Source organism: Brachybacterium paraconglomeratum (genome assembly GCF_039541415.1).
Taxonomy (GTDB): Bacteria; Actinomycetota; Actinomycetes; order Actinomycetales; family Dermabacteraceae; genus Brachybacterium; species Brachybacterium paraconglomeratum_A.
Genome location: NZ_BAABGE010000002.1, coordinates 556399 through 568293 on the forward strand (window position 1 = coordinate 556399; position 11895 = coordinate 568293).

Sequence of the window (11895 nt, forward strand, 5' to 3'; positions counted from 1 at the left end):
TCGCTGTACCCATCTCCGAGACGTACCCGCCTCCGAGGCATCGGTCCCCTCTGAGCTGTCGCCTGGTATTGGCTGGAGCGACAGTTCAGAGGGGATGGGCTGGGGCGTGAGGGATCTCCTGAGCTCTGAACTCTCAGTCCTGAGCCCTCACCGCCCGATGTCGCGCTCGAGGACCGGGGCGAGGCGGAAGGGGATCAGCTCGCCCATCGCGAGCGAGGTGTCGGTGCGGATCACGCCCTCGCAGCCGAGGATCAGCTTGTTGACCCGGTAGAGGTCGTCGGTGTCGCGGCACACGCAGCGCACCAGGATGTCGTGCAGGCCGCTGAGCCCGTGCACCTGCACCACCTCGGGGATCTCGCGCAGCTGCGCGATGACCTGCTCGAGGCGTGGCTGGTCCACCTGCGTCTCCATGAACGCGGTCAGGGGATAGCCGAGCGATGCCGCATGCAGCCGCCGGTCGTAGCCCTGCAGCACCTGCCCCGCCTCGAGCGCGGCGAGCCGGGACTGAACGGTGTTGCGGGACAGGCCCAGCCGCTCCGCGAGGGAGACGATCGTCGAGCGGGGGTTCTCCGTCATGGCCAGCAGGAGCCGACGGTCGGTGTCATCCACGATGCGCATAGTGCACGATTCTACGCACCCGTAGCCTCGAGTGTTGAGCATACTGCTGAACTTGTGTGGTTTTCGTTGTACGTCCTGCACTCTGGGCGTAGCGTGCACGGTGACGATGACGTCACCCGCACCCACCCGGTGCAGACGTCCCATGCGCCTACCCGGCGCTGCGGATTCTGGAGGTCCGACATGTTGACGACCACGTCAGCTCCCGACCATGACCTGGTCGCTGGACTCGTACAGCCCCTGTACGTCCTCGCTGAGGACGGCACCCGACACCCCGACCCCACCCTCGACCCCCTCCTGCGCGATGTGGACGAGGAACTGCTGACCAGCCTGTATCTGGACATGGCCGTGATCCGTGCGCTCGATGATGAAGCCGTGGCCCTGCAGCGCCAGGGCGAGCTGGGGCTCTGGCCGCCGCTGCGCGGCCAGGAGGCGGCCCAGATCGGCCTCGCCCGCGCCCTGCCCAGCACAGACTTCTTCTTCACCTCATACCGGGAGAACGGCCTGGCCTGGTGCCGCGGCGTGAGCCCGGGGGAGATGCTCTCCGTCTGGCGCGGGACGACTCTGTCCGGCTGGGACCCGTTCGTCCACCACATGGCCACCCCGCAGGTGATCATCGGGGCGCAGGCCCATCACGCCGTCGGCTACGCGATGGCGACGAAGATGCAGGGCAAGGACGACATCGCCGTCGCCTGCTTCGGCGACGGCGCCATGAGCCAGGGCGACCTCAACGAGGCGATGGTCTTCGCCGCCTCGTTCCGCGCGCCGGTGCTCTTCTTCTGCCAGAACAACCAGTACGCGATCTCTGAGCCGGTCGCCCTCCAGGCCACGGTCCCGATCGCGCTGCGCCCCACGGGCTTCGGGATCCCGTCGCTGCGCGTGGACGGCAATGACGTGCTCGCAATGCGGGCGGCGAGCCTGTTCGCCGCCCAGCACATCCGTTCCGGGAAGGGGCCGATGTTCATCGAAGCGGTCACCTACCGCCTCGGCCCGCACACCACGAGCGACGACCCTACCCGCTACCGCGACGAGGAGGAGCTGGAGATGTGGCGACGCCGCTGCCCGCTCGGTCGCCTGGAGCGCCATCTCGAACCGCTCGACATCGACGTCCAGCAACTCCGCGCCGAGGCGAAGCGCCGCAGCCTCGACGCCACCACCGCGCTGCGTGAGGCGGTGACCACGCTGCCCGATCCCGCTCCGGAGAGCCTCTTCGAGAACGTGCTGTCCACGGAGCATCCGGGCCTGGTCCGCCAGCGGGAGCAGTTCCAGGCCTTCGAATCCTCGCTCGCTCCAGAGGAGGGATCCCCGGCATGACCACCACCCAGGACACCGGAACCCCCACCTCTGCGACCACCACGATGACCATGGCCGCGGCGCTGAACGCCGCTCTGCGCGACGCCCTCGAGGCGGATCCGGACGTGCTGCTGATCGGAGAGGACATCGGCGCCCTCGGCGGGGTCTTCCGCATCACCGACGGGCTCCAGTCTCGCTTCGGCACCGACCGGGTGATCGACTCCCCGCTCGCGGAGTCCGGCATCATCGGCACCTCCGTCGGCATGGCCTATCGCGGCATGCGCCCGGTGTGCGAGATCCAGTTCGACGGCTTCGTCTACCCGGCCTTCGACCAGATCGTCGCCCAGGTCGCCCGCCTCCATTACCGCACCGGCGGGCGCGTGCAGATGCCGCTGACCATCCGGATCCCCTTCGGCGGCGGCATCGGCGCCGTCGAGCACCACTCCGAATCCCCCGAGGCCTACTTCGCCCACACCCCCGGCCTGCGAGTGGTCACCGTCGCCGATCCCCAGGACGCCTACTCCACGATGCGCGCCGCGATCGAATGCCCCGACCCCGTGATGGTGTTCGAGCCGAAGCGCCGCTACTGGTCCAAAGGCGAAGTGGACACCACCCTCACCGCCGACCTCTCCTCCGCGCGCGTGTTGCGGCAGGGGACCGACGCGACGCTCGTCGCCTACGGCCCGCTCGTGGTCACCGCGCTGGAGGCGGCGGTCGCCGCGGAGGACGACGGCATCAGCCTCGAGGTGATCGACCTGCGCTCCCTGTCCCCACTGGACCGGGACACGGTCGCCGCCAGCGTGCGCCGCACCGGCCGCCTGGTGGTCACCCATGAGGCACCGGGCAACGTCTCGCTCTCCTCCGAGGTGATCACCGCCGCCGTCGAGGACTGCTTCGACCACCTGGAGGCCGCCCCCGAACGGGTCACCGGCTACGACACCCCCTACCCGCCCGCCGCCGTGGAGGACCACTACCTCCCCGGCATCGACCGGATCCTGGACGCCGTGGACCGCACCCTGGGTCGGCGCAACTCGAGGGAGGCTGCGTGATGAGCGACTTCACGCTCCCCGATCTCGGGGAAGGGCTCACCGAGGCGACGATCGTGGCCTGGCAGGTCGCCGTGGGCGACGAGGTCACCCTGAACCAGGCGCTCGTCGAGGTGGAGACCGCGAAGGCCCTGGTCGAACTGCCCAGCCCCCGCTCCGGACGGATCAGCGCGCTGCACGCGGCAGAGGGGGAGACCCTTGCCGTCGGCTCCCCGCTGATCGGCTTCGAGGAGGTGGGTGCGGTGGCGTCTGCTGGTGGAGTTCCGGCCGACGGAAGCCCCGCTGCCAGCTCGGCCGGCACTCCAGCAGCCGACGATTCCACAGCCGACGCTCCCACTGCTGACGCCCCCGCCGCAGCGCCGGTGACGAAGTCTGCCGCCCCGCAGCGCCAGCAGGTGCTGGTCGGTTACGGACCCGTGCTGCCCGGCACCGGGCGGCCGCGCCGTCGGCCCCGCTCCTTCGTGACCGAGCCGTACGTGGGCCGCAGCGCGGAGGCGGCGGTAGGCGAGATTTCCGCTGGCGAGGTCTCTGCTGGCGAGAGCACCGCCCGTGAGACCTCTGCTCGCGAGACCCCGAGGGCGATGCCGCCGGTGCGTCGTCGTGCCCGTGACCTGGGCGTCGACCTCGCTGCGGTGCACGGATCAGGGCCGGCCGGTCGGATCCTGCGCGCCGACGTCGAGGCCTGCGCACAGGGCGCGACGGGCGCCCACGGCGGGGCCGGCACCTCCGGCGCGTGCCGCGGCGCGAGCACCGGCATGGGGACCAACACCCGCGCCTCCACCCGCGTGCCGGTGACCGGACTGCGCCGCGAGACGGCCCGGGCGATGACCGATTCCGCCTTCACCGCCCCGCAGGCCTCGGTGCACACCACCATCGACGTCACCGACACCCTGGACCGGCTGCGACGGCCGGGGAGGGACGGCAGCAAGGCGTCCTTCCTCGCCGCGGTGTGCCGGGCGATCCTGCCGGCCGCCGCCCGCACCCCGTCGGCCAATGCGCGCTACGACACCGAGGCCGGGGAGATCGAGCACTTCGCCCGCGTCGCGCTCGGCATCGCCGTCGCCACCGAGCGCGGCCTGGTGGTCGCGACCGTGCCGGACGCCGAGGAGGCCGACGGCGCCACCCTCACCGAGCAGATCGCCGCGATCGCCGCCACCGCCCGGGAGGGTCGCCTGACCCCGGCGGAGCTGACCGGCTCCACCCTCACCGTCACCAACGTCGGCGTGTTCGGCGTCGACGGCGGCGTGCCGATCCTCAACCCCGGCCAGAGCACCATCCTCGCCATCGGGACGCTGCGCACCCAGCCGTGGGAGCACCGCGGCGCGATCGCGCTGCGCACGGTCGTCACGCTCACGCTCTCCTTCGACCACCGGGTGCTCGACGGTGCGGAGGCCTCGCGCTTCCTGATGGATGTCGCCGATGTCCTGTCCGATCCCGCGATCCTGCTGACGAGGTAGTCCATGGATGCACAGCACCCCGCCGTCGGCCCGAACGGCTCAGCCCCCGGCAGCTCCCGCGCCGAGGCGATGGACGCCCTGGTCACCGAGCTGCGAGCACGCCTTGCGAAGGCTGCGGAGGGCGGTTCCGTCGCCGCCCGGGAGAAGCACCGCGCCCGCGGCAAGCTGCTGGCCCGGGAGCGGATCGACCACCTCCTCGATGAGGGCTCGCCCTTCCTGGAGATCGCCCCGCTGGCCGCCGAGGGGATGTACGACGGCGCCGCCCCGAGCGCCGGGGTGGTGGCCGGGATCGGGATGATCCACGGCCGGCACTGCCTGATCCTCGCCAACGACGCCACCGTCAAGGGCGGCACCTACTTCCCGCTGACCGTGAAGAAGCACCTGCGTGCGCAGGAGATCGCGCAGGAGAACCGCCTGCCCTGCGTGTACCTGGTCGACTCCGGCGGCGCCTACCTGCCGATGCAGGAAGAGGTGTTCCCCGACCGCGACCACTTCGGGCGGATCTTCTACCACCAGTCGCGCATGAGCGGCGAGGGCATCGCCCAGCTCTCCGCGGTGATGGGTTCCTCCACCGCAGGCGGCGCCTACGTGCCGGCGATGAGCGACCAGACCGTCATCGTGCGTGACCAGGGCACGATCTTCCTCGGCGGACCGCCGCTGGTGAAAGCAGCGACCGGCGAGGAGGTCAGCGCCGAGGACCTCGGCGGCGGGCTGATGCACACCGAGGTCTCGGGCGTGGCCGACCACCTCGCCGAGGACGACGAGCACGCCCTCTCGATCCTGCGCGACATCATCGACACGCTCCCGCACCCGGAGCCGGTGCTGCCCCGCGAGGACCCCCGCCCGCCCGCCGCCGACCCGGAGACCATGGGCGAGGCGGTGCCGGCCGACCTCTCCACCCCCTATGACGTGCACGAGGTCATCTCCCGGATCGTCGACGCCGGGGAGTTCTCCGAGTTCAAACCCACCTACGGCGCCACCCTGGTCACCGGCTTCGCGCGGATCCACGGGCACCGGGTGGGCATCGTCGCGAACAACGGAGTGCTGTTCAGCGAGTCCGCGCTCAAGGGCGCCCACTTCGTCCAGCTCTGTGACCAGCGCGAGATCCCGCTTGTGTTCCTGCAGAACATCGCGGGATTCATGGTCGGCGCCGAGTATGAGCGCGGCGGCATCGCCAAGGACGGCGCGAAGATGGTCACCGCCGTCGCCTGCGCCCGGGTCCCGAAGCTCACCGTCGTCATCGGCGGGTCCTTCGGCGCCGGCACCTACTCCATGTGCGGGCGCGCCTACTCCCCGCGGTTCCTCTGGCTGTGGCCGAACGCCCGCGTCTCCGTGATGGGCGGCGCCCAGGCCGCCTCCGTGCTCGCCACCGTCACGCGCGACCGCATCGAAGCGAGCGGCGGCACCTGGAGCGATGAGGACGAGGCGGAGTTCCGTCGGCCCATCATCGAGGACTACGAGACCCAGGGCAGCCCCTACTACTCCACCGCCCGGCTCTGGGACGACGGGATCATCGAACCCGCCCAGACCCGCACCGTCCTCGGGCTCGCGCTCGACGTCGTCTCCCGTGCCCCGCTCCCCGCGCTCGCCCGCGGCGTCTTCCGGATGTGAGGCCGATGATGTCCAGCCACCCCGTAGTCAGCACTCCGCTGCTCGACACCGCTCAACCCGACACCCCCGAGCTCCACACCGTCCTGATCGCCAACCGCGGCGAGATCGCGATGCGGATCCTGCGCACCGTGCACGCCCTGGGCCTCGCCGCGATCGCCGTCCACACCGACGAGGACTCCGGTGCCGCCCACGTCGCCGCCGCCGACAGTGCGGTGCGGATCAGCTCCTATCTCGACGGTGAAGAGATCATCGCCGCGGCGCTCGCCACCGGCGCCCGGGCGATCCACCCCGGCTACGGCTTCCTCTCCGAACGCGCCGACTTCGCCCGTGCCTGCGAGCAGGCCGGTCTCGTGTTCGTCGGCCCGTCGGCCGCCGCGATCGAGATCATGGGCGACAAGATCTCCGCCCGCGCCGCGGTCACCGCGCGCGGTGTGCCGGTGGTGCCGGGCCTCGCCGCGCCGGGACTGGACGACGCTGCGCTGCTCGCCGGCGCTGCGGAGATCGGCTTCCCGCTGCTGGTCAAGCCCGCTGCGGGCGGCGGTGGGAAGGGCATGCATCGGGTCGAGACCCCCGCGGAGCTGCCCGCCGCGCTCGCCGCCGCCCGCCGCGAGGCCGCCGGTGCGTTCGGCGATGACACCCTCTTCCTCGAACGATGGATCACCGCACCGAAGCACATCGAGGTGCAGGTCCTCGCCGACACCCACGGCACCGTGATCCATCTGGGGGAGCGGGAATGCTCCCTGCAGCGCCGCCACCAGAAGGTCATCGAGGAGGCGCCCAGCCCCTCATTGACCCCTGACCAGCGCGCACAGTTCGGTCGCGTCGCAGTCGAGGCCGCCTGCGCTGTGGACTATGTGGGCGCCGGGACCGTCGAGTTCATCGTCGATGGCACGGCGCCCGATGCCCCGTTCTTCCTCGAGATGAACACCCGCCTCCAGGTCGAGCACGCTGTCACCGAGGCGATCACCGGGATCGACCTGGTCGCCGAGCAGCTCCGGATCGCGGCCGGGCAGCCGCTGTCGCTCACCCAGGAGGACGTGCGCCTCGAGGGCCACGCGATCGAGGCTCGTCTCTACGCCGAGGATCCCGTCGCCGGGTTCCTGCCCACCGGCGGGACCGTGCTCGCCCTCGCCCTGCCGGAGGGTGCGCGCGTGGACCACGCCCTGGCTGTCGGCGCCACCATCTCCAGCAGCTACGACCCGATGCTCGCCAAGGTCATCACCCACGCCCCCACCCGCGCCGACGCGCTCGCAGCGCTGGACCGGGCGCTCGAACAGACGCACCTGCTGGGAGTGGTCACCAACACCGCCTTCCTCCGTGCGCTGCTCGCCCTCGACGAGGTGAAAAGCGGTGACATGGACACCGGCCTGATCGAGCGCCGCCTCGACGAGCTCACCCCGCGCGCGGTCAGCGCCCGCGCGCTCGCCGTCGCGGCGCTGGTGCGCTGGGAGCAGGTGGCACGCTCCCGTCCGCGCGGCCTCTGGCATGCACCGTCGGGCTGGCGGCTCGGGGCACCAGCACCCTTCGTGGTCCGCTTCGCGGCGGCTGACGGGGTGGGCGGAGCCGACGGGGCCGGCGGAGTGGGAAGCGGCGGTGCGGCCGACGGCACGGGCGCTGACCACGGAGCTGTTCCCGCCGACGATGGCCTGGTGGTGGTCGCACTGACCGGCTTGCCGGAGCAGGCCCAGGCGACGGTGGGAGAGCAGCAGTTCGCTCTCGCGCTCCATGCGGGAGCTGTCACCGTGGACGGCATCCGTCTGCCGCTGCTCCACCACGGCACGGACTCGTCGGTGTGGATCGGCCTGCCGGGCGAGGACCGCGAGCTGAGCCTGCACCGTCCCGTACGGGGCGCAGCAGGGCGGGACGCAGCACCGACTCTCGCCTCGCCGATGCCGGGCACCGTGACGATGGTGCTGGTGGCAGACGGGGACCACGTCGACGCCGGCGACCCGGTGCTGGTGGTCGAGGCGATGAAGATGGAGCACACCCTCAGCGCGCCGAGCTCCGGGACCGTGCACCTGCAGGTCAGCGCCGGAGACCGGGTGGCCCGCGGCGAGGAGGTCGCACAGGTGGTGCCCGGGGAAGAGGGCCCCGAGGCAGAAGGCCGGGAGTCCGATGGCCCCGAGTTCGAGCGACCCGGGACCGAGGGCCCCCATCACGTCGACCAGGAGGCCCGCCCATGACCGATCACGTGCCCGACCCCGTGCCTGATGCGCCGCGCATCGTGCAGCGCGGCCTCTATGCCGAGGAGCTGCAGATCGGGGCGATCTACGAGCACCGCCCCGGCCGCACCCTCACCGAGGCGGACAACGTCCTGTTCTCCACCATGACCATGAACCCGCAGGCCCTCCACCTCGACGCCGCCTGGAGCGAGACCACCGAGTTCGGGCAGCGGCTGGTCAACTCGATGCTCACCCTCGCCACCGTCGTCGGGGCGTCCGTCGCCCAGCTCACCCAGGGCACCTTGGTGGCGAACCTCGGCTTCGGCGAGATCAGCTTCCCCCGCCCCCTGCACCACGGCGACACCTTGTACAGCGAGACGCAGGTGCTCGCCGTGCGGCCCTCGAACTCGCGGCCCGGGCAGGCCGTGGTCTCCCTCGTCCACACCGGACGCAACCAGCACGGCGAGGTCGTGGTCCGCGCCGAGCGCACCACGCTCCTGCACGCCAGCGCCTCAGCGCACGCCGCACCCCAGAAGCACGGCCAGGAGGATTCATGAACACCAGGACCCACGAGCACCTCTCGCCGCGCAGCCGCACCACCTGCCGCGAGCGACACGGCGCGAGCGGCGGGCACGACGCCGAGGACCATGAGCTCCTGTCGCTGGGCCCCTCGCTGCTGTTCTGCCCCGGGGACCGCCCGGACCGCTTCGCGAAGGCCGCTGACCGCGCCGACGCCGTGATCCTCGACCTCGAGGACGCCGTCGCCCCGGAGCACAAAGCCGCCGCCCGCGACGCCGTCGCCGCTCACGGTCTGGATCCGGCGCGCACCATCATCCGGGTCAACGCTCCCGGGGAGTCGGACTTCTCCGCCGACCTGCTTGCTCTCGCCCCGCTGCGGCCGCGCTGGGTGATGTTGCCCAAGGCCAGCAGCCTCGCCGAGGTGGACCGACTCGTCGGCGCCCTGCCCGGGGTGAAGGTGCTGGTCCTGTGCGAGACAGCCCGCGGGATCCTCGCCGCGCCGACGCTCGCCGCCCACCCGGACGTGGTCGCGCTGATGTGGGGAGGGGAGGATCTCATCGCCTCCCTCGGTGGCACCTCCTCCCGCCACCCCGGCGGCAGCTACCGCGATGTGGTCCGCCATGCCCGCTCCAGCGTGCTGCTGGCCGCCCGGGCGCACGGCCGCAGCGCCATCGACGCCATCCACACCGACCTCGCCGACGAGGACGGACTGCGGGCGGAGGCCGAGGACGCCGCTGCCAGCGGCTTCACCGCCAGCGCCTGCATCCATCCCGACCAGGCCGCGATCATCCGCGGCGCCTACGCACCGAGCGAGGAGCAGGCGACCTGGGCCCGCGGGGTGCTGGCCGCCGCCGACCGGCACGGCAGCGGGGTGTTCGAGCACGAGGGCCACATGGTCGACGGCCCGATCCTGCGCCACGCCCGCACGCTGGCCACCCGCGGCCTCGCCAGCTCACTGAACCCGCACCTCTCCGACCCCTCATGAGAACCGCCTGATACGCACCCCCTGATACGCACCCCCTGATACGCACCGACGCGTCATGAGCACCGCCGCCCCGCAGAAGGAGACCCCTGTGAGCACCACCCCCACACCCCCGCCCGGCACCGACATGCTGAGTGAGGAGCACCAATGGCTGGCCGCGCAGGTGCGCGACTTCGCCGACGAGGTCGTCGCCCCGGCCAGCTATGAGTACGACACCAAGCGGGAGCTGCCGATGGGGATCATCGCCCAGATGGGAGAGCTCGGGCTGTTCGGCCTGCCGATCCCGCGCGAGTACGGCGGGCAGGGCAAGGACTACATGTCCCTCTGCGTCGCCGTGGAGCAGCTGGCCCGGGTGGATCAGTCGATCGCCGTGACCCTCGAGGCGGGCCTGGGCCTCGGTGCGATGCCGATCCTCACCTTCGGCACCACCGCCCAGAAGGAGCGCCACCTGCCGGCGCTGGCCCGCGGCCAGGAGCTCGCCGCCTTCGGGCTCACCGAGGCAGAGGCCGGCTCCGACGCCGGCGGCACCCGCACCACCGCGAGGCTCGAGGGCGGTCAGTGGGTGATCGACGGGACCAAGCAGTTCATCACCAACTCCGGCACCCCCATCACCTCACTGGTCACGGTCACCGCCGTCACCGGTCAGCGCCAGCGCGCCGACGGACGCACCACCCCGGAGCTGACCAGCATCATCGTCCCCACCGACACCCCAGGATTCACCGCCCTGCCGAGCTACGACAAGATGGGCTGGCACACCTCTGACACCCACCCGCTGCTGCTCGAGAACGTGCGCGTGCCCGAGGAGAATCTGCTGGGGGAGCGAGGCCGCGGCTTCTCCAACTTCCTGGCCATCCTGGACCAGGGCCGGGTCGCGCTCGCCGCGCTGTGCGTCGGCGCGGCCCAGGGCTGCCTCGAGCAGGCGGTGGAGTACGCCAAGCGGCGCGTGGTCTTCGACAAGCCGCTCGGCGACAACCAGCACATCGCCTTCACGATCGCCCGTATGCAGGCCCGAGTCTCCGGCGCCCGCGCCCTCATGCATGAGGCCGCCCGCCGCCTCGATGCCGGGATGCCCTTCAGCCAGGAAGCCTCGCTCGCCAAGCTCGTGAGCAGCGAAGCCGCGGTCGCCAACGCCCGCGATGCCTGTCAGATCTGGGGAGGCAACGGCTTCCTCAACGAGAACGTCGTCGCCCGCCACTACCGCGACTCCCGCGTGCTCGAAGTCGGTGAGGGCTCCACCGAGGTGCAGCTGGCGATCATCGCCAAGCACCTGGGGTTCGACAAGGCGCTCGTGGGGTGAACGGCGGGGACTGACCTGGGACGAGGGTTCCACTGGTTCGCAGCGAACACCGGAGGCGACTTCCTATAGGGTGCGGATGCTGGGGCCGCAGGGGTCTTCAGCCCCTGGCGGGGAGAAGGAGTACCGAGATGGCCGTGCGACGAAAGGTCCTGCGCGCCGAGGTCGAAGAGCTGATCCTCCAGCGACTGCTCGAGGCGCAGTGGCCCCCGGGGGCTCGGCTCAGCATCGATGGGCTGGCCCGCGACCTGGAGGTCTCCCCGACCCCGGTCCGCGAGGCGATGGTGTCCCTCGAGCGCTCCGGCCTGGTCGAATACGTGGCGCTGCGCGGCTATGTCGTCGCACCGCCGCTGGACGCCGAACACATGACTGAGCTGCTCGATGCGCGCAAGGTCGTCGAATCCGCTGCCCTCGGCCGCGCCTTCCACGATCAGGACGCACTGCTCGTCGACCTCGAGGAAGCGCACCGTCTCCACACCGAGGTGCTCACCCGCATCGACGAGGCGGGTTCCGAGGACTATGCGCTGCTCAACGAGTATTTCCGTGCCGACTGGGCGTTCCATCAGGTCTTCTTCGCCCACGCCGAGAACCGCTACCTGCGCACGATGGTGGAGAACCTCAGCACCTACACCCACCGGATGCGGCAGACCTGGTCCGGCGGGCCGGAGACCTTCGATGGCCATACCGCTCTCCACGAGCACGGGCTGATCCTGGAGAAGGTCCGCCAGCACAACCACGACGGCGCTCTGCAGGCGCTCACCTCGCATCTGGACGGAGTGCTCGCCCGCTCGCTCAACGGCGTCGAGGAGCGATCGAAGAGCGAGTCGAAGTAGGCGGCCCAGCCGCCTAGCTGCACAGCCGCACCCCGCGGCGCGCGGAGGGATTGCGTCCCCAGACGCTCGGGGCGGTGAGCCTC

Annotated in this window: 10 protein-coding genes; 9 read left to right on the top strand and 1 reads right to left on the bottom strand. The window is 71.3% G+C overall.

Annotation, left to right across the window (positions count from 1 at the left end; all coding sequences use genetic code 11):
• Window positions 1-147: 147 nt before the first annotated feature.
• Entirely contained in the window at window positions 148-618 is a 471-nt protein-coding gene (locus ABD893_RS02515) for an Lrp/AsnC family transcriptional regulator (protein WP_345075950.1), read from the bottom strand.
• Between the two features lie 180 nt (window positions 619-798).
• Between ABD893_RS02515 and ABD893_RS02520 the strand changes: the two genes are divergently transcribed.
• The 9 genes from ABD893_RS02520 to ABD893_RS02560 all read left to right on the top strand — a co-directional run bounded on the left by ABD893_RS02520 (window position 799) and on the right by ABD893_RS02560 (window position 11812).
• Window positions 799-1929 (top strand): thiamine pyrophosphate-dependent enzyme, encoded by a 1131-nt coding sequence (locus ABD893_RS02520; RefSeq protein WP_345075951.1) that lies wholly within the window; start codon window positions 799-801, stop codon window positions 1927-1929.
• Entirely contained in the window at window positions 1926-2957 is a 1032-nt protein-coding gene (locus ABD893_RS02525) for an alpha-ketoacid dehydrogenase subunit beta (protein ID WP_345075953.1), read from the top strand. Before ABD893_RS02520 ends, ABD893_RS02525 begins: the two co-directional genes overlap by 4 nt.
• Window positions 2957-4411: a dihydrolipoamide acetyltransferase family protein gene (locus ABD893_RS02530; RefSeq protein ID WP_345075954.1), complete on the top strand. Its 1455-nt coding sequence runs from the start codon at window positions 2957-2959 to the stop codon at window positions 4409-4411. Before ABD893_RS02525 ends, ABD893_RS02530 begins: the two co-directional genes overlap by 1 nt.
• A 69-nt stretch (window positions 4412-4480) precedes the next feature.
• The gene (locus ABD893_RS02535; protein WP_345076240.1) at window positions 4481-6022 is read left to right on the top strand and encodes a carboxyl transferase domain-containing protein; all 1542 of its coding nucleotides are present in this window, start codon (window positions 4481-4483) and stop codon (window positions 6020-6022) included.
• Window positions 6023-6030: 8 nt separating this feature from the next.
• On the top strand, window positions 6031-8205 hold the full coding sequence (locus ABD893_RS02540; RefSeq protein WP_425548337.1) for an acetyl/propionyl/methylcrotonyl-CoA carboxylase subunit alpha: 2175 nt from the start codon (window positions 6031-6033) through the stop codon (window positions 8203-8205).
• Window positions 8202-8741, top strand: a complete 540-nt coding sequence (locus ABD893_RS02545; protein WP_345075956.1) for a MaoC family dehydratase — start codon at window positions 8202-8204, stop codon at window positions 8739-8741. Before ABD893_RS02540 ends, ABD893_RS02545 begins: the two co-directional genes overlap by 4 nt.
• The gene (locus ABD893_RS02550; RefSeq protein ID WP_345075957.1) at window positions 8738-9688 is read left to right on the top strand and encodes an HpcH/HpaI aldolase/citrate lyase family protein; all 951 of its coding nucleotides are present in this window, start codon (window positions 8738-8740) and stop codon (window positions 9686-9688) included. Before ABD893_RS02545 ends, ABD893_RS02550 begins: the two co-directional genes overlap by 4 nt.
• 124 nt (window positions 9689-9812) lie before the next feature.
• Window positions 9813-10982 (top strand): acyl-CoA dehydrogenase family protein, encoded by a 1170-nt coding sequence (locus tag ABD893_RS02555; RefSeq protein WP_345076241.1) that lies wholly within the window; start codon window positions 9813-9815, stop codon window positions 10980-10982.
• A 128-nt stretch (window positions 10983-11110) separates the two neighbouring features.
• Complete coding sequence (locus ABD893_RS02560; RefSeq protein WP_345075958.1) at window positions 11111-11812, top strand: GntR family transcriptional regulator; 702 nt, start codon at window positions 11111-11113, stop codon at window positions 11810-11812.
• Window positions 11813-11895: the final 83 nt, after the last annotated feature.